15 protein-coding genes, 1 pseudogene and 1 other annotated feature are annotated in these 21,375 nt (G+C 50.2%); all 16 genes and pseudogenes read right to left on the minus strand.

From position 1 onward, the window contains the following. Positions 1-21: 21 nt before the first annotated feature. Complete coding sequence (locus ACLU9Q_RS01250) at positions 22-2,733, minus strand: GH36-type glycosyl hydrolase domain-containing protein (RefSeq protein WP_296836230.1); 2,712 nt, start codon at positions 2,731-2,733, stop codon at positions 22-24. A 158-nt stretch (positions 2,734-2,891) separates the two neighbouring features. After that, positions 2,892-3,174: pseudogene (locus tag ACLU9Q_RS01255) on the minus strand (hypothetical protein); the annotation flags it as partial. 65 nt (positions 3,175-3,239) lie between these two features. Further along, entirely contained in the window at positions 3,240-4,187 is a 948-nt protein-coding gene (locus ACLU9Q_RS01260) for a HipA domain-containing protein (protein WP_296908498.1), read from the minus strand. Further along, the gene (locus ACLU9Q_RS01265) at positions 4,180-4,605 is read right to left on the minus strand and encodes a helix-turn-helix transcriptional regulator (protein WP_296836069.1); all 426 of its coding nucleotides are present in this window, start codon (positions 4,603-4,605) and stop codon (positions 4,180-4,182) included. Before ACLU9Q_RS01265 ends, ACLU9Q_RS01260 begins: the two co-directional genes overlap by 8 nt. 245 nt (positions 4,606-4,850) lie before the next feature. Continuing rightward, entirely contained in the window at positions 4,851-8,570 is a 3,720-nt protein-coding gene (gene rpoC / locus ACLU9Q_RS01270; protein ID WP_296836072.1) for a DNA-directed RNA polymerase subunit beta', read from the minus strand. 15 nt (positions 8,571-8,585) lie between these two features. After that, entirely contained in the window at positions 8,586-12,434 is a 3,849-nt protein-coding gene (locus ACLU9Q_RS01275; protein ID WP_296836075.1) for a DNA-directed RNA polymerase subunit beta, read from the minus strand. A 301-nt stretch (positions 12,435-12,735) separates the two neighbouring features. Next, complete coding sequence (locus tag ACLU9Q_RS01280) at positions 12,736-13,800, minus strand: PTS transporter subunit IIC (protein ID WP_296836078.1); 1,065 nt, start codon at positions 13,798-13,800, stop codon at positions 12,736-12,738. A 69-nt stretch (positions 13,801-13,869) separates the two neighbouring features. Beyond that, positions 13,870-14,391, minus strand: coding sequence for a transcription repressor NadR (locus tag ACLU9Q_RS01285; RefSeq protein WP_296836081.1), 522 nt, complete (start codon positions 14,389-14,391; stop codon positions 13,870-13,872). Positions 14,392-14,397: 6 nt separating this feature from the next. Beyond that, the gene (gene deoD, locus ACLU9Q_RS01290; RefSeq protein ID WP_296836085.1) at positions 14,398-15,105 is read right to left on the minus strand and encodes a purine-nucleoside phosphorylase; all 708 of its coding nucleotides are present in this window, start codon (positions 15,103-15,105) and stop codon (positions 14,398-14,400) included. A 99-nt stretch (positions 15,106-15,204) separates the two neighbouring features. Beyond that, positions 15,205-15,576, minus strand: coding sequence for a 50S ribosomal protein L7/L12 (gene rplL / locus ACLU9Q_RS01295; RefSeq protein WP_296836088.1), 372 nt, complete (start codon positions 15,574-15,576; stop codon positions 15,205-15,207). Positions 15,577-15,633: 57 nt separating this feature from the next. Beyond that, the gene (gene rplJ / locus ACLU9Q_RS01300) at positions 15,634-16,125 is read right to left on the minus strand and encodes a 50S ribosomal protein L10 (protein ID WP_296836090.1); all 492 of its coding nucleotides are present in this window, start codon (positions 16,123-16,125) and stop codon (positions 15,634-15,636) included. 26 nt (positions 16,126-16,151) lie between these two features. Continuing rightward, positions 16,152-16,287 (minus strand) — a sequence feature (ribosomal protein L10 leader region). A 72-nt stretch (positions 16,288-16,359) separates the two neighbouring features. Next, entirely contained in the window at positions 16,360-17,061 is a 702-nt protein-coding gene (locus ACLU9Q_RS01305; protein WP_296836093.1) for an L-2-amino-thiazoline-4-carboxylic acid hydrolase, read from the minus strand. After that, the gene (locus tag ACLU9Q_RS01310; protein WP_296928054.1) at positions 17,036-17,254 is read right to left on the minus strand and encodes a hypothetical protein; all 219 of its coding nucleotides are present in this window, start codon (positions 17,252-17,254) and stop codon (positions 17,036-17,038) included. The genes ACLU9Q_RS01305 and ACLU9Q_RS01310 overlap by 26 nt, the downstream gene beginning before the upstream one ends. 41 nt (positions 17,255-17,295) lie before the next feature. Continuing rightward, positions 17,296-17,793, minus strand: a complete 498-nt coding sequence (locus tag ACLU9Q_RS01315) for a hypothetical protein (RefSeq protein WP_296836096.1) — start codon at positions 17,791-17,793, stop codon at positions 17,296-17,298. Between the two features lie 847 nt (positions 17,794-18,640). Beyond that, positions 18,641-19,888 (minus strand): 6-phosphofructokinase, encoded by a 1,248-nt coding sequence (locus ACLU9Q_RS01320; RefSeq protein ID WP_006862652.1) that lies wholly within the window; start codon positions 19,886-19,888, stop codon positions 18,641-18,643. A gap of 85 nt (positions 19,889-19,973) precedes the next feature. Next, positions 19,974-21,371: a glycine--tRNA ligase gene (locus tag ACLU9Q_RS01325; protein ID WP_296836100.1), complete on the minus strand. Its 1,398-nt coding sequence runs from the start codon at positions 21,369-21,371 to the stop codon at positions 19,974-19,976. Positions 21,372-21,375 lie beyond the last annotated feature (4 nt).

The raw sequence follows: 21,375 nt of genomic DNA on the forward strand, positions 1-21,375 counted from the left end.
ATGTTTCTCCCTCCAGATGTCTTAATTGCGGGCAGGCACAAGCTCTATCGTAATCTTATGAATGCCCTCTCTCATGCATTTCACTGTTTGTGCCGGTATAACCGCCTGCACCCCGCCAAAAATCTGCAATTGCAAGCCTTCGCATTCTGCCCGGCCAATTTCATACTCGCCAAATTCCAGTTTCTCTGCATTAGAAATGACAACCTCGAACGCTTTACCTGCAAAACAGCACCAGATCTTTGCAATGCCGTTTTCATCAAACTGCTCCTTTACCAACCCCGGACGAATCGCAAGATCGCCCGCCACACCGCGGACACCAAACATTTCCGTAATAACCGTCATCATATACCAGCTCGCGGCACCCGTCAGATAATGGTACATTCCACGGCCTTCACCGTTAAAGTACTCAGGAATTCCCGGATATATTTTGCTTGTTTCAAAATCAAGCGCCGTATTGGCCAGGGTTTTCAGCGCTTTAAAGCCTTCTCTGACAAATCCCCTTTTATAAAGGGCGTTTGCATACATGACAGTCATATGGGAAAATACCGCCCCATTTTCCTTTTCTCCATAGGCGAAGCCAAACATTCTCCCCAGATCAAATTTAAGCTCTTTAAAGTCTGTATTCAGACGGTAGCCGCCGATCGATTCATCATACAGATAATGGTCCGCGCTTCTGCATATCTGACTTACCTGCTGGTCTGTCGCCGTGCGGCTCATTATGGCAAATACCTGCCCCGTCAGCATCATACGGACGTTATGATCTGAAATTCCCTCCACCGGATTCTGGTGATTGTCATAATAGCTGTTAAACCAGCCCTCACCCTTTTCTCCCGCAATCCATTCCGTATTGCGGATATGCTTCATCATCCACTCTGCCTTTTGCTCCAGATTTTCAATCAGATTATCGACAGGCATATGTATGGTCTTTCCGCTTATCTCGTGTCTGCATAAATCCATATACTTCTTCAGGATTTTCTGTTTTTCCTCTACACTCCCGTAAACTCTCACGTCAGCGTCCAGCAAAGTGCTGATCTCTTCCAGGATTTCTACTTTTGTATAGCCCAGTCTGTCTCTTATAAGACGCAGGCAGTCAGCGAGCTGCGTCAGATTGCCCGCGTAGGCACAGGTAAATGCAACACTTTCTCCATTTTCCTCTGCCATATCCAGCGCATCATTCCAGTCTGCTCCCCGGAGACGGATTTCATTGTGTACTCCGACTTCGTAAAAAGCACTCAGATGCTCAATCAGAAGATGTTCCAGAATCGTTCCCTCGTATACCTCTCCTCCGGAGGTCTTCTGCCGCATACCATATTCTTCATTCCACTGCCGATCTGTGCCTGTTCCGCGCGCAGACTGCAAATCTTTAAAATACGATGCCTTCTCCAATAAAATTTCAAGGTCGCCGGTCTGGTCAATGTAAAGCTTTGTGGTCATAAACGGCCAGACACCGTGATCCATCCAGACACGGCTGATGCCATTTCTGTCTGCAATGAATTCTCCCTGCTTATGACCGATAATAGTTGCATTCGTCCCATCAATCCGGACGCCGCCGAAATTATCGAGAATCATCCGGCGCACATCCCCCGGGTCCATCAGGAGAAGCGAAAGGCAATCCTGCCACAGATCACGCCAGCCTCTGCCGCCTCTCCCATAATCATGATGCGGCAGGAAGGAACAGCCATAGAGCCTTCTTAAAAACGGCTGAAAGCTTACCCACCGCATAAAAGAATCAAATTCCCGGTTTCCCGTGTAGTACCTGACATTTACTTTCTTCTGCCAATACTCCCTGACAGTTTCCAAAGCCTGAACCACCGCGTCGCCGGAATGATATTTACAGGTAATTCTATCTGCCTCCGTTTCATTCTCTGTGATTCCCATAAGAATACTATACTCTGCCGTATCATCAGGTCCTAACTCTGCAGTTTTAAAGCGTATACCGCCCATCGCTTCTTTGCCGTCAATCTTTATATCACAGGGCATCCCCGGTCTCTTCTCATATACGGCTTTCGGATGGGTAAAAGTGCCGCCTTCTCCGATAAAGGAATCTACTGTGGGATAAAAAGAAACCGGACTTTCCCCATTTCCCTGCACGCCCATTACAAAATATATCAGGTCATTTTTCCGGTGTCCTCTTTCATCAAAAGACATTGTGGGCTTTACCGTCACACCGTATTCTTTTGTCCGGATTCTGTGCAGCATGGAAGTAACATTTCTGTGATCTCTGATATTATCTGCGCTTCTTCCATATATGGGTATTGCGGCAATCGGGGTAACCCTTTGTCTTTTCCCGGATGTATTGCGTATTCTCACATGCATAATTTCTACATTTTCATCCACCGGGACAAAGGATGTAATCTCTGCCTGAAGCTGATACTTTGCAGAAGTCCTTTTCATCCTGTGCCACATAAATCCTGCCGTCAGTTCACTTGCATCCTGCTCTCCGGTAAATTTTTTGCTCTCTTCCTCCGCTGACGCTCCTGTGGCAGACCAGCATCCGGCTCCCTCTGCCACACACCAGAAATTACGTGTTGACCGGTTATTATGCAGATTTTCTGAACTTACCGGTTCCAGTAAGAATGACTCCTGAGAAATTTTACTGTCGCCGCCCAAATTAGGGGTCAGCGAACTTTTTAAGCCCTTTTCCCCTGCAACCGGAAAATAAAGATAGCTATAGTTTTCCGGATTTTCCATAAAAAACGTGCCATCATTATCCACAAAAGATACATTTCCCATCCGACTTTCCTCCTTCAAAATAAAAAGCTACAGTGCAAAGCACTGTAGCTTAAATTTTACTTGAATCACAAGTAAAGGAAAATCATATTCATTCTAAAAATATCATATTCATGACATAATCTGTAAGCCTACTCTTCTGTTACGGCATCAGACTCTTCATCTGCATCGGCATCCGGTTCCTCTTCCGGTTCGCCGCACTCCTCCACGCGAATTTTCTTCAGCATCTGGCGCACAATAACTTCGATATGCTTATCGTTGATTTCCACACCCTGCAGGCGGTATACACGCTGTACCTCGTGCAGCATGTAATCCTGTACGGCGCGCACACCCTTAATCTTCAGGATATCGTGCGGGTTGACGCTTCCTTCGGTCAGCACGTCGCCTGCCTCCAGAACAGCGCCTCCTGCACCTTGATGCGGGAACACCATACGGAATCAGATATTAGCGGCGACCTTCAGATTCTGCGGATACTTACCGGGCTTATCGCACAAAAACGACGCCGCATTTTAAACGGCGTCACAACTCTGATATTTGATTGTTACATTATAAGGCTCCGGTGCCTCCTGATCCAACATTTCATAAGCAGGCCGGAGGATCAGATCAAGCCTTGCTGCGATATAACTCTTATAAAATTGCCTCTGCAAATCCGTCAGATACGGGACTTCGTCAATAAATGCTCCGATCTGTTCCATGTCCACTCTCTCATAAATGCGTTTAACAGCCTGACTGCAATCCTCGTCCTCTGCCTGGAGCAGGAAGTCATAATAATTGATTTTTCTTCCCCTCTGCTTGAGTGCGGAGGTGGGAAAACGGAAGATCCTCATATCCCGCTCTGCAGGATCAGTCAATACCTTACGCATCACTTCCTCATTTGCCTGGGGCAGCAGACAGCTTCCGCAGTCAAAGACCGGAGCTATACTACTCTTTTTCTCTGCCGGGTCATAAAGGAATCCCCAATTTCCATTATGGCGGTCAAAATTGCCAAGCAGTGCATCTGCCGCAAACATATCCCAAAAATGATCCTTTAGTCGGACAGGATCAACGAATTGCTGCTTGTCGATGGTTTCCAGAACATCCTCCAGTTCTGTCCCACTTCCATTGGAGTCAGAATCGAGAATGGTATTCTTAATTGAACAGAAATCAAAAAGCTGCTTTCCTTCTGCCGTAAAGTCCAGGCAGGCACACACCACCTTCGTCTTTCCGGCGATGGTAAATGTGCCCAGCATCGTTTTCTGGGCCTCTATACCGAGAAGATTAAAAATACTGCTGGCAATGTGTTCGCTGAAGCAACTGTTTGTATAGGATAACTCTGTAGGCTTTCCTTCTCCAGAAGGAGGGAATTTCAGCATATACTGCTCTCCCTCAAATTCCACTGCGATCTTTTTGCCATTTGCTCCGTTATAAGCACGCCCAGGCAGCCGCCTGCAATTTGTGAAATCAATGGTTTTATTCATATCTTCGTTCCCTCCACAAATATTTCTGACGCAAATATTCTGCGTGTTCCGGCGTGATTACACCATCATTGATCTGCGCAATATTGATGCTGCCATACAGCTCTCCCCACAGACAGTCCAGGTAGGATACGCCTTTTTTCAGACCGTCCTTGTACGCATCCAGATCATGCTGCAGGTATTCCGGCAATCCCTGCTCATAGGTTTGTTCTCTTTCTGTCGCCCGGATTCCGTCCTCTGTCAGAAGCTCCATGGAAACGCCAAGCGCTCTTGCAATCTTATAGATGGTTTCCGCCGAACACTTTTCCAACCGGGTCTTGCCGCTGCAGATATCGCTCAGCGTTGCATGTGGAATGCCTGCCTCCACTGCAAGACGGTATTTTGTCATGTTTTGCTTTTTCAACAGTGTATCCAGGATCATCGTCCTCACTCCTCTCAATACCATTATATCGGCATACCGAAATAATAGCAAGAGGGAGCGGGCGATTTGCAGAAAAATTTTTGCATAGGATCAGTGCCTGGATACCCTCGCCACCGAACGTGCAGAAGAAAGAAAATTGACCTTTCATCATTATTGTAGTAACAAAAAAACAGCGCCGGATAACTTTAAACGTTATCCGGGCGCCGTTTTTCTTATCGTTTTTGTATAATGACGCTGAGCAAAAGCTACTCTTCCGGTTTCTCTTCCATTTCTTCTTCCGGTTCGCCGTCCTCGTCCTCAGCCTCTTCGAGACCGTCAATTTCTTCCAGATCCTCGTCCATGGTATCCTCTTCCAGATCCAGAAGCTCGTCATCATCTTCCTCTTCGGTCAGATCCAGCTCTTCTTCGTCCTGCTGGAATTCCGTATCAAGATGGACATTGCGGTAACGCTTCATGCCGGTACCTGCCGGGATCAGCTTACCGATGATAACATTTTCCTTCAGGCCGACAAGCGGATCGATCTTGCCCTTGATCGCCGCCTCCGTGAGTACCTTGGTGGTCTCCTGGAAGGACGCAGCTGACAGGAAGGAATTGGTGGCGAGGGCCGCCTTGGTGATGCCGAGCATAATCTCCTTACCCACTGCCGGCTCAAGACCTTCCTCCACTGCTTTTTCGTTTGCCTCCTCGAATTCAAGAATATCAACTGTTGTTCCCGGAAGAAGCTCGGTGCCGCCGCACTCCTCCACGCGGATTTTCTTCAGCATCTGGCGCACAATAACTTCGATATGCTTATCGTTGATTTCCACACCCTGCAGACGGTATACACGCTGTACCTCGTGCAGCATGTAATCCTGTACGGCGCGCACGCCCTTGATCTTTAAAATATCGTGCGGGTTGACGCTTCCTTCGGTCAGCACATCGCCCGCCTCCAGAACAGCGCCGTCCTGCACCTTGATGCGGGAACCATACGGGATCAGATAGGTCTTCGCCTCACCTGTCTCCTCATTTGTCACCACAATTTCACGTTTCTTCTTCGTATCGCGGATCTCCACCTTGCCGGCGATCTCCGTGATGATCGCAAGACCCTTCGGCTTTCTCGCCTCAAAAAGCTCCTCGACACGCGGAAGACCCTGTGTGATGTCGCCGCCGGCAACGCCGCCGGTATGGAAGGTACGCATCGTAAGCTGTGTACCCGGCTCACCGATGGACTGTGCCGCGATGATTCCTACGGCTTCTCCCACCTGCACCGCTTCGCCGGTCGCCATGTTCGCACCATAGCACTTTGCGCAGATGCCGACATGAGACTTACAGGTAAGAATGGTGCGGATCTTCACCTGCTCATACGGCTTGCCGTCCGGTGTCACGCCCTCATTGATGATACGCGCCGCGCGCTTCGGCGTAATCATATGATTTGCCTTTACGATCACTTCGCCGTTCTTGTCGCAGATCGTCTCACAGGAAACACGTCCTGTAATACGGTCCTGCAGACCCTCGATCTCTTCCTTGCCGTCCATGAATGCGCTCACATACATGCCCGGGATCTCGTCTTTACCCTCGCAGCAGTCCACCTCACGGATGATCAGCTCCTGGGAAACGTCAACAAGACGTCTCGTCAGATAACCGGAGTCCGCGGTACGCAGCGCCGTATCGGACAGACCCTTACGCGCGCCGTGCGCCGACATGAAGTATTCCAGTACGTCCAGACCTTCACGGAAGTTCGACTTAATCGGAAGCTCGATGGTGTGTCCGGTCGTATCCGCCATCAGACCGCGCATACCGGCAAGCTGTTTGATCTGCTTGTCAGAACCACGCGCACCGGAGTCCGCCATCATGTAAATATTGTTGTATTTGTCCAGACCATCCAGCAGCGCTTTTGTGAGGATATCGTCGGTCGTCTTCCAGGTTTCCACAACCTCTTTATAACGCTCCTCCTCTGTGATCAGACCACGCTTATAGTTGCGTGTAATCTTATCCACCGTATCCTGCGCCTTCGCGATCAGCTCCGGCTTCTCCGGCGGCACTGTCATATCGGAAATGGATACCGTCATAGCAGCCTTCGTCGAATATTTGTAGCCCATGGACTTGATATCATCCAGCGCTTCCGCCGTCTTTGTCGCTCCGTGAGTGTTGATGATCTTTTCCAGAATCTGTTTCAGTCCTTTTTTGCCGACGTGGAAATCCACCTCCAGCTTCAGCTCGTTCTCCGGAATACTGCGGTCTACAAAGCCCAGATCCTGCGGCAGGATCTCGTTGAAAATAAATCTTCCCAGCGTCGACTCAATCACGCCCGTCTTATCCGTGCCGTTCACATTCTTCGTCACACGGACCTTAATCTTGCTCTGCAGCGTGATAACGCCGTTTTCATAAGCAAGGATCGCCTCATTTACGCTCTTGAAGAACTTGCCCTCCCCCTTCGCGCCCGGTCTCTCCTGCGTGAGGTAGTAGATACCAAGGACCATATCCTGTGACGGCACCGCCACCGGACCGCCATCGGACGGCTTCAGCAGGTTATTCGGGGAAAGCAGAAGGAATCTGCACTCCGCCTGCGCTTCCACGGAAAGCGGCACATGGACAGCCATCTGGTCGCCGTCGAAGTCGGCGTTGAACGCCGTACAAACAAGCGGATGCAGCTTGATCGCCTTACCCTGTACCAGAATCGGCTCAAACGCCTGAATACCAAGTCTGTGCAATGTGGGGGCGCGGTTTAACATAACCGGATGCTCCTTGATAACCTTTTCGAGAACATCCCACACCTGCGGCTCCAGACGCTCTACCATCTTCTTCGCGTTTTTGATATTGTGCGACGTGCCGTTTGCCACCAGCTCCTTCATGACGAACGGCTTGAACAGCTCGATCGCCATCTCCTGAGGCAGACCGCACTGATAAATCTTCAGCTCCGGTCCTACTACGATAACGGAACGTCCCGAATAGTCGACACGTTTTCCGAGCAGGTTCTGACGGAAACGTCCGGATTTACCCTTCAGCATATCGGAAAGAGATTTAAGCGGACGGTTGCCCGGTCCGGTAACAGGGCGTCCGCGGCGTCCGTTGTCGATGAGGGCGTCCACAGACTCCTGCAGCATTCTCTTTTCGTTTCTTACAATGATATCCGGAGCGCCGAGCTCCAGCAGTCTTTTCAGACGGTTGTTGCGGTTGATGATGCGGCGGTACTGGTCATTTAAGTCAGACGTCGCAAAACGTCCGCCGTCGAGCTGTACCATCGGGCGGATATCCGGCGGGATGACCGGGATAACCGTGAGGATCATCCACTCCGGGCGGTTGCCGGACTCCCGGAACGCCTCCATAACCTCCAGACGCTTGATGATGCGGGCGCGCTTCTGTCCGGTAGAATCCTTCAGAGCCGCCTGCAGCTCCATTGCCTCTTTCTCCACATCGATCTCTTCCAGAAGCTCCTTGATCGCCTCCGCGCCCATGCCGACGCGGAAACCATCTCCATAGGTCTCTCTCGCTTCCTGGTATTCCTTCTCGGTGAGCACCTGCTTCTTCAGCAGATTGGTGTTTCCCGAATCCAGAACGATATAGTTTGCAAAATACAGCACCTTCTCCAGCGTGCGCGGGGAAAGGTCGAGCACCAGTCCCATGCGGGACGGAATGCCCTTGAAGTACCAGATATGGGATACCGGAGCCGCCAGCTCAATGTGTCCCATACGCTCTCTGCGGACGCTGGATTTTGTAACTTCCACACCGCAGCGGTCGCAGACTACGCCTTTATAGCGGATTTTTTTATACTTACCGCAGTGGCACTCCCAGTCCTTGCTCGGGCCAAAAATGCGTTCACAGAACAGACCGTCTTTCTCCGGCTTTAAGGTTCTGTAGTTAATGGTTTCCGGCTTTTTTACTTCGCCGTGGGACCATTCTCTGATTTTATCAGGAGATGCCAGTCCGATCTTGATCGCATCGAACGTCATCGGCTGATATACTTCATTGTTTGTTGTTTCCGGCATAAAACGGTTCCCTCCTTACTCGTTCTCGTCTACATAACTGTCGTCGAAATCTCCGTAGAACTCATCGTCGTCCGGCTCTTCCTCCACGTCTACCAGCTCGTCGCCGTCCAATTCCTGCTCACTGTAGCCGTAGTCTCCAAGCGGAGCGTCTTCTTCACGCCGATAGCCTCTGTCTCCTTCTATCACAGAACGGATGTCTGTTTCCCCGTATTCCACGGTTTCCTTTATCTCTACTTCCTTCTGGTTCTCGCCGAGCACACGCACGTCCAGACCGAGGGACTGCAGCTCCTTTAAAAGCACCTTGAAGGATTCCGGAATACCGGATTCCGGGATATTCTCGCCTTTGATGATCGCCTCATAGGTCTTTACACGTCCGATGATATCGTCGGATTTCACCGTCAGGATCTCCTGCAGCGTGTAGGACGCGCCGTACGCCTCAAGAGCCCATACCTCCATCTCACCGAAACGCTGTCCGCCGAACTGTGCTTTACCGCCCAGCGGCTGCTGCGTGATCAGAGAGTACGGACCAGTAGAACGCGCATGGATCTTATCGTCTACCAGATGATGCAGCTTCAGATAATGCATATGACCGATCGTAACCGGACTGTCAAAATACTCGCCGGTTCTTCCGTCGCGCAGTCTTACCTTACCATCACGGGAGATCGGAACACCCTTCCAGAGCTTGCGGTGATCTCTGTTTTCGTAGAGATAATCCAGTACCTCCGGCAGAAGCTCATCGCCGTGCTTCTCCTTAAATTCTTCCCATTCCAGATTGACATAATCATTTGCCAGATCCAGAGTGTCCATAATATCATTCTCGTTCGCACCGTCGAAAATCGGGGTGGAAACGTTAAAGCCAAGTGCCTTTGCAGCAAGGCTCAGGTGAATCTCAAGTACCTGTCCAATATTCATACGGGACGGCACGCCCAGCGGGTTCAGCACGATATCCAGCGGACGTCCGTTCGGAAGAAACGGCATATCCTCCACCGGAAGCACGCGGGAAACAACACCCTTGTTTCCGTGACGGCCTGCCATCTTGTCGCCGACGGAGATCTTTCTCTTCTGCGCAATATAGATGCGCACTGCCTGGTTTACACCCGGAGCCAGCTCATCGCCGGCTTCTCTCGTAAATACCTTCGCATCCACGACAATACCGTACTCGCCGTGCGGTACTTTCAGAGAAGTATCACGCACCTCGCGCGCCTTTTCGCCGAAGATCGCACGCAGCAGACGCTCCTCAGCCGTCAGCTCAGTCTCGCCCTTCGGCGTTACCTTACCGACCAGGATATCGCCCGCACGCACCTCTGCACCGACACGGATAATACCCCGCTCGTCGAGATCCTTCAGCGCATCGTCGCCGACGCCCGGAACGTCTCTGGTGATCTCCTCCGGACCAAGCTTTGTATCTCTTGCCTCCGCCTCATATTCTTCAATATGAACGGAAGTATAAACATCATCCATAACCAGACGCTCGCTTAAAAGTACGGCATCCTCGTAGTTGTAGCCCTCCCAGGTCATAAAACCGATCAGCGGGTTTTTGCCGAGCGCGATCTCTCCGTTTGAGGTGGACGGACCATCTGCGATAACCTGCCCTTCCTGCACACGGTTGCCCTTGAAGACGATCGGCTTCTGGTTGTAGCAGTTGCTCTGGTTGCTTCGCAGGAACTTGGTGAGATGGTACTCATCGCGCTTTCCGTCGTCCGTCTTAATGACGATTTCTTTGGAAGTAACGCGTTCTACCGTTCCGGCATGCTTTGCAACAACACACACACCGGAGTCCACCGCAGTCTTTGTCTCCATACCGGTACCAACTACCGGAGCCTCGGTCGTCAGAAGCGGCACGGCCTGACGCTGCATGTTCGATCCCATCAGCGCGCGGTTTGCGTCGTCATTCTGCAGGAACGGAATCAGCGCCGTAGCGACGGAGAACACCATCTTCGGAGATACGTCCATGTAGTCGAACATTGCACGGTCGTACTCCTGCGTCTCCTCACGGTAACGGCCGGATACGGTCTTGCGGACAAAATGCCCTTCTTCGTCCAGGGCCTCGTTCGCCTGCGCTACATGGTAATTATCCTCTTCATCCGCTGTCATGTATACAACCTCATCGGTAACACGCGGATTCTTCGGATCGGATTTATCGATCACACGGTACGGTGCTTCGATGAAGCCGTACTGGTTGATTCTTGCATAGGATGCCAGCGAGTTGATCAGACCGATGTTCGGACCCTCAGGGGTCTCGATCGGGCACATTCTTCCGTAATGGGAGTAATGTACGTCACGCACCTCAAATCCGGCTCTGTCACGGGACAGACCGCCCGGACCGAGCGCGGACAGACGTCTCTTGTGCGTCAGCTCGCCCAGCGGGTTGTTCTGGTCCATGAACTGCGACAGCTGGGAGGAACCGAAGAACTCCTTCACCGCTGCCGTCACCGGTTTGATGTTGATCAGCGACTGCGGAGAGATTCCCTCAAGATCCTGCGTGGTCATACGCTCACGGACAACTCGCTCCAGTCTGGAAAGACCGATGCGGTACTGGTTCTGCAGAAGCTCGCCGACCGAACGGATACGACGGTTTCCGAGATGGTCGATATCGTCGTCAGTACCGATCCCATATTCCAGATGGATATTATAGTTAATGGAAGCAAGAATATCTTCCTTTGTAATATGCTTCGGGATCAGATCGTGGATATCGCGGCGGATCGCCTCTTTGATATCCTCGAGGTCACTATTTTCTTCCAGTATAGATTGCAGCGCCGGATAATATACTAATTCCGTAACGCCGACCTCCTGCGGATCAATGTCCACATAGCTTGTGAGATCCACCATCATACTGGAGAGCACCTTTACATTGCGCTCCTCCGTCTGGATCCACACAAACGGAACGGCTGCATTCTGGATCGTATCCGCCAGCTCGCGCGTCACCTTCGTGCCTGCCTCCACCAGAATTTCACCAGTGGACGGATCCATTACATCCTCCGCCAGCACATGCCCGGCAATGCGGTTGCGAAGCAGCAGCTTTTTGTTGAATTTGTAGCGTCCGACCTTTGCCAGATCGTATCTGCGCGGGTCGAAGAACATCGCCATGATAAGGCTCTCCGCGCTCTCCACGGCAAGCGGTTCGCCCGGACGGATCTTTTTATACAGCTCCAGCAGACCTTCCTGATAATTGGTCGACGTATCCTTGGCAAGCGTCGCCACGATCTTCGGCTCCTCGCCGAACAGCTCCAGGATCTCCGCATTGGTGCTGATGCCAAGCGCGCGCACCAATACAGTAATGGGAACCTTTCGCGTTCTGTCCACACGCACGTAGAAAATGTCATTGGAGTCTGTCTCGTATTCCAGCCATGCACCGCGGTTCGGAATCACTGTACAGGAAAACAGTCTTTTTCCGATCTTATCATGAGCGATTCCATAGTAGATACCTGGTGAACGAACGAGCTGGCTGACGATAACACGCTCTGCACCGTTGATGACAAAGGTGCCTGTCGCCGTCATCAAGGGCAGATCCCCCATAAAGATCTCATGCTCGTTAATCTCATCTGTCTCTTTGTTGTGAAGCCGTACCTTTACCTTCAGCGGCGCAGCGTAGGTTGCGTCTCTTTCCTTGCACTCTTCGATCGAATACTTCACGTCATCTTCACAAAGCTTGAAATCCACAAACTCCAGACTCAGCTTTTCACCGTAGTCGCGGATCGGCGAGATGTCATCGAAAACTTCCTTCAGCCCCTCGTCCAGAAACCACTGATAGGAGTCCTTCTGAACCTCGATGAGGTTCGGCATCTCCAATACCTCTTTCTGCCTGGAGTAGCTCATCCGGAAACTGTTGCCGTTTTTGATAGGACGTATCCTGTTTTTCTCCATTGACGTTTCACCCCTGTCTTTTTATATAAAAGCGTACACATTTTTCCCGGTTTTCTGCCAGAAATCACCAATTTAATTTTGGGCATAAATGCCCCTTGGGGTACACTCCTGCACAATAATGCAACCTATACTATAACACAAGCCAGAAAGGGTGTCAACAAAAAAATCCGGGAGATTTTAAAAAAAAATCCGGGAGATTTTAAAAAAAAATCCGGGAGATTTTAAAAAAAATCTGGGGATTTTAAAGCGCATAAAACGGCTGCATTTTTCTGCAGCCGCTCTTGCAAAGCACTTATATTATTTACAGATCCAGTTTCATATCGCCCGGTTTGATCCAGCCCCATTTGCGCATCGCTTCGGAAATAGCAAGCGTTACCAGCGCCGGAAGGATGATCTGGATCGCCAGAATCTTAATCAGAACGATTTCCGGCGCTTCCGTCGCCGTCATCACCTGCCAGGTCATGATCTGACCGACAAGACCGGCCGTTCCCATGCCGGAACCGGTTGCATTGCTCGTCATTTTCAGAAGCATTGTGCCGACCGGACCGAGAATCGCGCTCGATAAGATCGCCGGCAGCCAGATAATCGGCTTCCGTACAATGTTCGGCACCTGGAGCATGGAGGTACCAATGCCCTGCGCCAGCAGACCGCCTACTTTATTTTCGCGGTAGCTCGCCACGGCAAAGCCGACCATGTTGCAGCAGCAGCCGATGGTCGCCGCGCCTGCCGCCAGCCCGGAAAGGTTTAAGATAACGCCAAGCGCCGCCGAGCTGATTGGAAGCGTCAGGATCATGCCCATCAGAACAGATACCACAATGCCCATCAGAAACGGCTGCTGCTCGGTTCCCCAGTTGATCAGCGCGCCAAGGCTTGTCATGATCTGCGAGATGGTCGGTCCCACCAGCAGCCCGACCGCCGAGCCTGCTCCGATGCTGACAAGCGGCGTCACCAGAATGTCCACCTTTGTTTTTCCGGATACCAGATGCCCGGCCTCAATTGCTATGTACGCCCCGATAAAAGCGCCGAGCGGTTCGCCCGGACCCGAAAACTGCATCACGCCGTCCACAAGCACCTGCCCTGCCATCAGCTTTCCGGCAAATGCTCCTACCATTCCCGCCGTCGCCGCCGACAGGATTACCAGCGGGCTTTCCTTATATTTGCTCGCCACGCCAACACCGATGCCTGCGCCGGTAAGTGCCGCGGCAACCTTGCCGATCAGGAAAATCGTGTTTCCGATATCGCCGCCCACCAGCGTGCCGATCTGCTGAATGATCGTGCCGACGATCAGTGTCGCAAAAAGACCGTGTGCCATGCCGCTTAACCCATCAATGAACACACGGTTTAACCATTTTGTAAATACCTTCATAACTGCCTCCTCGTTGTATTGTCAAGTGTCTTGTCACCTGTATGTCACCTGGCAATCATACTACAACTCTCAGGCAAAATCAAGTAAATATCCTTTTTCTTTTAATCTTTTTTCCGCTTCGTCAAGAATCGCCTCATTTTCCGCCTCCAGTGTGTGAAAATGCGCGTCGTGCGTCAGCTCCTTCAGGGGCTTTGCCTCATTTGCAAAAATCTTCGTGATAAACTCATCCACGTCTCTGCGCGATGCGATCATCAGATCCGCAGTTATCTGCCCGTAGACATCATGCTCCACCACCACATCCAGCACGCGCGCTCCCGCGTCCACCATCGTATACAGCTCATCCCGCATCTGCGCGTCCGTATGCTTTACCGCCACGATCCGCTTGCATTTGCTTTTATGCTGCTGTCCGTAAATCAGATAGCCCTTGTTGGTGGATAAAATATTTTTGTCCGTTGCGCGCAGAAGCGCGATATCCTGCACGATCACCTGGCGGCTGACTCCGAACTGTTTCGCCAGTGAAGCACCGGAGACGGGTTCGATCCCCGTCTCCAGAAGCTTTATGATTTCTTTTCGTCTCTGTTCTCCGTCCATAATAAGCTAAATCCTTACCGCCGTCTCCAAAGCCACCTGCATCATATTGGTGAAGCCGTTCTGACGAGCCTCTGCATCCAGCTCCTCGCCGTTTACGATAGAATCAGAAACCGTGAAGATGCCGAGCGCTTTCACCCCCGCGCGCGCCGCGTTGCAGTACAGTGCAAAGCTCTCCATTTCGATGGAAAGGACGCCCATCTTTGCCCATTGCTTCCACTCCGGTGTCTCCGTGTAGAAATTATCCGAGGAAAGAATGTTGCCGACACGGTACGGATAGCCGAACTCCGCCGCCGCTTCCTGCGCTGTTTTTAAAAGCTCGTAATCCGCAATCGCGCACATGGTTCCCGGAAGCTGGTACTGATGCGCATAGTTGCTGTCCGTACATGCGCCCTGCGCCATGATGATCTCGCCAAGCTGAATGTCCTTTCCGATAGAGCCGCAGGAACCTACACGGATCAGGTTCTTCACCCCGTAAAAATGGATCAGCTCGTGGCTGTAGATGCCGATGGAGGCGCAGCCCATGCCTGTGCCCATCACAGACACCTTCTTTCCCTTATAGGTTCCTGTGTATCCAAACATATTTCGCACACTGTTAAACTGTACGATGTCCTCCAGGAACGTCTCCGCGATCACTTTCGCGCGCAGCGGATCGCCCGGAAGCAGGATCGTCTCGGCGATATCGCCCGGATTTGCAGCATTATGTGGTGTAGCCATTTTCAAATTCCCCCTTTTTCTTGTCTTATGATTACAGTTTAGCATAAAAAAAGAGCCGATGCAATGCACCGGCCCTTATCTTTTTTATACCTGTTTCTCTTATTTCAGAGTAACCTTTGCGCCTTCTGCTTCGAGCTTTGTCTTCAGCTCTTCTGCTTCTGCCTTGGAAGCTGCTTCCTTTACAACCTTCGGAGCGCCGTCTACAACTTCTTTTGCTTCCTTCAGACCAAGACCTGTTGCTTCACGAACAACCTTGATAACCTTAACCTTGTTCGGGCCAACCTCTGTCAGCTCTACGTCGAATTCTGTCTTTTCTTCCTCAGCTTCTGCCGGGCCTGCTGCTGCTACAACAACGCCTGCTGCTGCAGATACGCCAAACTCTTCCTCACAAGCTTTTACCAGTTCGTTCAGCTCTAATACGCTTAACTCTTTAATTGCCTCAATAAATTCAGCAGTTGTTAATTTTGCCATTTTTATTTTCCTCCATTTTTTATTTTAAATTGGTTTTACAGATAAGCCTCTCCGGACTTATGCTTCTGCTTCTTTTTCTGCAATCTGCTTAATAACACGAGCAAAGTTTGCAATCGGCGACTGCATACTGCCAAGCAGTCTTCCAAGCAGTACTTCTCTTGACGGAACGTCTGCCAGCGCCTGGATGCCCTTCTCGTCATAGTATCCGCCCTCAACAACACCTGCGATCAGCTTCAGAGACGGAACGGTCTTTGCATATTTTGCAACGATCCTGATCGGAGCGGTTGCGTCTGTCTTACAGATAGCAACAGCATTTGGTCCTTCCAGATGATTGGTAAGCGGTTCGCAATCTGTGCCCTTGAACGCAAAATTCATCATTGTGTTCTTGTACACTTTGTAAACAACGCCAGCTTCTCTCATCTCTTTACGAAGAGCGGTGTCCTGCTCTACATTGATTCCGCTGTAAGTAACCAGAACCACTGACTGCGCATCTTTGATGTGTTCACTGATCTCGGCTACGATCGGCTTCTTCTGTTCCACTTTTGCCATGAATGGTGCACCTCCTTATTCGTTTGTGTACCGCCAAAAAACCTCCCTGCATGACAGAGAGGTTCATAAATCATTTCTATCGAAATTCTTTACTCCTCGGCAGGCGTTTTAACCCTTATGCCTCACGGCACCTGCTGTCTTCGGCAGTCTTAGAGAGAATATCATAGATTTCCGGAAAAGTCAAGCACTTTTAAATATACATTACATACACACACAGAGAATGTCACAGAGGACTCAGTTTCTTCTGTATCCCGCCTCGTCCCGATATTCCGGATGTTCTTTAGCATACGGCTCTTTGTCCCCGCAGATGGCGTAGTCGCATTTGAAGCCGTTTGCACAGGTCGTCTTGCGCACCAGCCTTGCGTGGATCAGTTCCATGGCCGCATAATCCGGGTTGCAGAGTGCAGGCATGACCTCCAGCAGGCCGTGCTGTTTAGCGAACTCTGCCACAGGGCAGGAGGTAAATTCATAATAGATGGGTCTGTTCCCATCGTAAGGAGCAACGGACATCTGATAGTCGCCCCACTGGTCACACTTGCATTTTGAGCTTGCAAAAGCCTTATACATCAGCTTTTTAAACAGCGGCTTATTACAGTCCACGAACCTGGAGAGGATACGGAACGATGGTAAAAACAGTTCACCCTCCATCTTTTCTATTTCAGCAAGACTTGTCACATCTTTGCAGATCGTATAGTAGGCCATCAGCGCAATGCAGTCATAGGTACCGCCCACACCGTTATGAAAGTTTTTCCTGCCGCCGAGATCGGTACGCCAGTCGGAAAGGAAACTCACATATTGCCGCTGCACCTGTTCCCAGACAGATTCCCGCGCCTCTTCCGGATAGTGCAGGGCAATTTGGGATTGTATTTGCTTTTTACACGGTTTGGAATAGAGCACATGGCAAGTGCGGTCAAATTTCAATTCGTTGTCTTTCATAGCTTCTCCTTTTCCAGTGACCTCTGGTGCGCCGCCTATGAAAACTGTTCCGGATACTCTCCCGCCAGCGTACCCCGGCAATGGCAGCCGCAATTATGGGATTGCCGACAATGGTAATTCCCCGCTTCACAACCAAAGTAACGTTTACGCCTCTTTTCGCATACTCCCGGAAATCGCAGTTCAACCGCTCCATCAGCTCCACAGCACAGAGGTTCCAAAACAGATTGGGAGTTTCTACCAAATCAAGATCATGAGCAGCGAGCTGAACGCTCCTCCCGCCGCGAAAACCGGAATCATTGGGATGCACACCTTCACATGGAACCATTTCTGATGGTATTCCTTTTCCATGTGCTCTGTGCCGGGGAGACGGATCCGCTTCATATTGGCAAACAGCACCCAGTCCAGAAAAAAGGTGTCCCAGGCGAACAGGCAAAGGATATACACATAGGATAGCAGCAGCCCCTCCACAAAGTTTTTCGCTCCTGCCAGATGCAGCATCCACGCAAAGAGAAACATAAATGCGATCAGAGCGACAAGCTTCTTGATCTTCATCGCCCAGGTAAGCTTTTTCTTTGTCACTTCTTTATGCTGCGTCCGGTAATATACCTCCTGGATCTCCGGCGGATAGTCGCTGATAAAGGTCAGCGGACTAATACAGAGCAATCCAAACACGAAAAACCCGAACACCAGAAGCATTATGATAATTTCAATAAAAATAATGGCAGGATTCATGGGTAACCTTCCTTCTTTACTTTGAGCAGATTTCTCTGCACTTATATAGCAAAAATATGCCAGAGGTTAGTTGTAACTAATCCAAAATTATTATAGCACCAAAATTTAGCAATATCAATTTCTTTTTAAGTTTTGCGTGAAAATCAAACAAGACCGCTATCGCACCTGATAACGGTCTTGCTATTTTCCATATTTTATTTTTTCATCGTCGTCTATATTGTATTTAACCGAAGCTTTTTTCATCCTGCTATCTATGTATGATCGTTTTACGTGGCTGCCTTTATTTCTTTCACTTTTTATTTACCAGCGGCTGTTCTTCTTCCGATTTTTTCTGTTTTCTGATATTGTATAATCTTCTGCTTTATCTATCTTCTGTTTCAAACGCTGATAAATTTTTTCGGTTTCCGAATCTGTATTCAATATGAAAAACAGGTGCTTTATGATCTGTAATCCGTTTTTGTTCTTCGGTCAAGCTCGATATATTCGATTCTAATCGGTTCAGATATAAAGGTCGTTTCCGCAGGATACATCTGCTTTGCCACTATCATATTGAATATTAAATGAGACTGCTGTGTCCATTGGACTGACCTCCTTTCGCTTATTTAACAACTTTCAAATATTTTATTAAGCTTTCTCGTCACTTAACAGGTATTTGTTGTTGTTGAAGTTATAATACCACAGCCTCTTCTATTTGTCAACACTATTTTTGAATATTTTCGAAATAAATTTTTATTAGCTATTAAATTGTATAAATTTCTGTTAATTATTTTAATTTTTGTGTTTTAATCAACAATTAAAAAAGAGGCTGCCGCAGCAGCCCCCTTTTCATCATGATTCTCTTATTATTTTATTTGCGATAGCTATCTCTGCTCAGTACCAGATGCTTCGGAACACCGTTTACCATCAGCGGAGTAAGCTCGCCGAGGATCAGCGGACGCGCATACTCAACGTAGCCTTCCAGAACGTCGGTGCCGTCCTCAGAAATCCACTCATCCGGAACCGGACGCTCTACGTTTGCGATCTGATGGATGTCGTAGATGCCGTATCCTACCTGGTACGGGCTTCTCTCTTTCACATCAATGGTGATCATCATACCTGTCTGACCTTCGTCAGCCGCCTTGCATGCCAGATAACCAACGTTGAATGCCTCGTTGATATCGTTCAGGGAAGCAACGTGTGTTGCCGCTCTCTGCAGAGTGGAGAATTCAATCGCACGGGTCTTCAGACCGGTATCTGCCGCAACCTTGTTTGCCAGTGTTACCGCACAGCCGGAAAGCTGCTTGTGTCCGAATGCGTCTACAAAATCAGAGCCGCCGCCCAGCTCGCATACGAAACGTCCGTCAGCCAGCTTCACGCCCTCAGAAACAGCTACCACTACAGAGCTCTTCTTCACGGAGAGATCCTTGATTCTTGCAAGGAAATCGTCGTAGTCAAAGGTTCTTTCCGGCAGGTAGATCATATCCGGACCTTCGCAGTCCTCGTCTCTGGACAGCGCTGCCGCTGCTGTCAGCCAGCCTGCATGACGTCCCATGATCTCGCAGATCAGAACGGTCGGTTTTTCGATACCAAAGCTTGCGTTGTCGCGGATAACTTCCTTCAGAGAAGTTGCGATATATTTTGCTGCGGAGCCGTAGCCCGGGCAGTGATCCGTGATCGGAAGGTCGTTGTCGATGGTCTTCGGAACGCCCATGAATCTCTGTGTTTTGCCCTTCAGAGCTGCGTAATCAGACAGCATTTTGATGGTGTCCATAGAATCGTTTCCGCCAATGTAGAACAGGCACTCGATGTCATATTTTTCCAGGATCGCAAAAATCTTGTCATAGACTTCCTCGTTGCCCTCGATCTTCGGCAGCTTGTAACGGCAGGAGCCAAGGAATGCGGACGGCGTTCTCTTTAACAGCTCGATGTCCTTGTCCTCTTTAATGTACTCGCCCATGTCTACCAGATCTTCATTGAGGAAGCCCTGGATGCCGTGATGCATACCGTAAATCTTCTTTACGCCAAGCTCTCTTGCTTTGCTGACAACACCAGCGAGACTGGAGTTAATGACCGCTGTCGGTCCGCCGGACTGTCCTACTACAATATTACCTTTCATGAATGTTTCCTCCTAAAATGTTTTTATATTGAGCGCGCAGGCTGCTTAGGGCAGACTGGCGCACGCTACCATAAATTTTTCATCATTAAAACGTAAATTTATCCGCGAAGTATGCTTCCAGCTCGTCGATCTTCACGCGAACCTGCTCCATGGTGTCGCGGTCGCGGACGGTAACTGCCCCGTCTGTCTCGGATTCGAAATCGTAGGTCACGCAGAACGGCGTGCCGATTTCATCCTGGCGGCGGTAACGCTTTCCGATGTTTCCGCGGTCGTCAAACTCGCAGTTGTATTTCTTCGAGAGCTGCGCAAAAATCTTCTCCGCGCCCTCATTGAGCTTCTTGGAGAGCGGCAGCACGCCGATCTTCACCGGAGCGAGCACCGGATGGAAATGCAGCACGGTGCGCATATCCGGCTTTTCCTCCGTTCCGATGTTTTCCTCGTCATATGCGCTGCAAAGGAACGCAAGCACCATACGGTCCGCGCCCAGCGACGGCTCGATAACGTACGGCACATATTTCCAGTTTTTCTGATCGTCAAAGTACGTAAGATCCTGTCCGGATACATTCTGGTGCTGGGTAAGGTCGTAATCCGTGCGGTCTGCAATGCCCCAGAGCTCGCCCCAGCCGAACGGGAACAGGAATTCCACGTCGGTGGTCGCCTTGCTGTAGAAGCTCAGCTCCTCCTTCTCGTGATCACGGTAACGCACCTCGTCATCCTTCAGGCCGAGGTTGTGCAGCCAGTCGAGGCAGAACTGCTTCCAGTACGCAAACCACTCCAGGTCGGTATCCGGCTCGCAGAAAAACTCCAGCTCCATCTGCTCAAACTCTCTGGTACGGAAGGTAAAATTGCCCGGCGTGATCTCGTTGCGGAAGGATTTTCCGATCTGACCGATGCCGAACGGGATCTTCTTGCGGGAGGTACGCTGCACGTTCTTGAAGTTTACAAAAATACCCTGCGCCGTCTCCGGTCTTAAATAAACCGTATTTTTCGCATCCTCCGTTACGCCCTGGAAGGTCTTGAACATCAGATTAAACTGACGGATATCGGTAAAATTGTGCTTTCCGCAGGTCGGGCACGGAACATTGTGCTCATCAATGAAATTCTTCATCTGCTCCTGCGTCCAGGCATCCACGCTGCCCTCCAGCGCAATGCCTTTCTCTGCACAGAAATCTTCTATGATCTTATCAGCACGGAAACGCTCGTGGCACTCCTTGCAGTCCATCAGCGGATCAGAAAAACCGCCGAGATGTCCGGAAGCCACCCAGGTCTGCGGGTTCATCAGGATCGCGCAGTCCACACCGACATTGTACGGATTTTCCTGGATGAATTTCTGCCACCATGCGCGCTTTACGTTATTTTTCAGCTCCACGCCAAGGTTGCCGTAATCCCAGGTGTTCGCCAGACCGCCGTAGATCTCGCTGCCCGGATAGACAAAGCCTCTTGACTTTGCAAGCGCTACGATTTTTTCCATTGTCTTTTCCATAAAT

Source organism: Marvinbryantia sp., assembly GCF_047017445.1.
Classification (GTDB): Bacteria; Bacillota; Clostridia; order Lachnospirales; family Lachnospiraceae; genus Marvinbryantia.

What these genes read in the sequence shown, in the direction of transcription:
- ACLU9Q_RS01250 (WP_296836230.1), bottom strand. Translation starts at nt 2,733, where the DNA reads ATGGGAAATGTATCTTTTGTGGATAATGATGGCACGTTTTTTATGGAA.
- ACLU9Q_RS01260 (WP_296908498.1), bottom strand. Translation starts at nt 4,187, where the DNA reads ATGAATAAAACCATTGATTTCACAAATTGCAGGCGGCTGCCTGGGCGT.
- ACLU9Q_RS01265 (WP_296836069.1), bottom strand. Translation starts at nt 4,605, where the DNA reads ATGATCCTGGATACACTGTTGAAAAAGCAAAACATGACAAAATACCGT.
- rpoC (WP_296836072.1), bottom strand. Translation starts at nt 8,570, where the DNA reads ATGCCGGAAACAACAAACAATGAAGTATATCAGCCGATGACGTTCGAT.
- ACLU9Q_RS01275 (WP_296836075.1), bottom strand. Translation starts at nt 12,434, where the DNA reads ATGGAGAAAAACAGGATACGTCCTATCAAAAACGGCAACAGTTTCCGG.
- ACLU9Q_RS01280 (WP_296836078.1), bottom strand. Translation starts at nt 13,800, where the DNA reads ATGAAGGTATTTACAAAATGGTTAAACCGTGTGTTCATTGATGGGTTA.
- ACLU9Q_RS01285 (WP_296836081.1), bottom strand. Translation starts at nt 14,391, where the DNA reads ATGGACGGAGAACAGAGACGAAAAGAAATCATAAAGCTTCTGGAGACG.
- deoD (WP_296836085.1), bottom strand. Translation starts at nt 15,105, where the DNA reads ATGGCTACACCACATAATGCTGCAAATCCGGGCGATATCGCCGAGACG.
- rplL (WP_296836088.1), bottom strand. Translation starts at nt 15,576, where the DNA reads ATGGCAAAATTAACAACTGCTGAATTTATTGAGGCAATTAAAGAGTTA.
- rplJ (WP_296836090.1), bottom strand. Translation starts at nt 16,125, where the DNA reads ATGGCAAAAGTGGAACAGAAGAAGCCGATCGTAGCCGAGATCAGTGAA.
- ACLU9Q_RS01305 (WP_296836093.1), bottom strand. Translation starts at nt 17,061, where the DNA reads ATGAAAGACAACGAATTGAAATTTGACCGCACTTGCCATGTGCTCTAT.
- ACLU9Q_RS01310 (WP_296928054.1), bottom strand. Translation starts at nt 17,254, where the DNA reads ATGGAGCGGTTGAACTGCGATTTCCGGGAGTATGCGAAAAGAGGCGTA.
- ACLU9Q_RS01315 (WP_296836096.1), bottom strand. Translation starts at nt 17,793, where the DNA reads ATGAATCCTGCCATTATTTTTATTGAAATTATCATAATGCTTCTGGTG.
- ACLU9Q_RS01320 (WP_006862652.1), bottom strand. Translation starts at nt 19,888, where the DNA reads ATGAAAGGTAATATTGTAGTAGGACAGTCCGGCGGACCGACAGCGGTC.
- ACLU9Q_RS01325 (WP_296836100.1), bottom strand. Translation starts at nt 21,371, where the DNA reads ATGGAAAAGACAATGGAAAAAATCGTAGCGCTTGCAAAGTCAAGAGGC.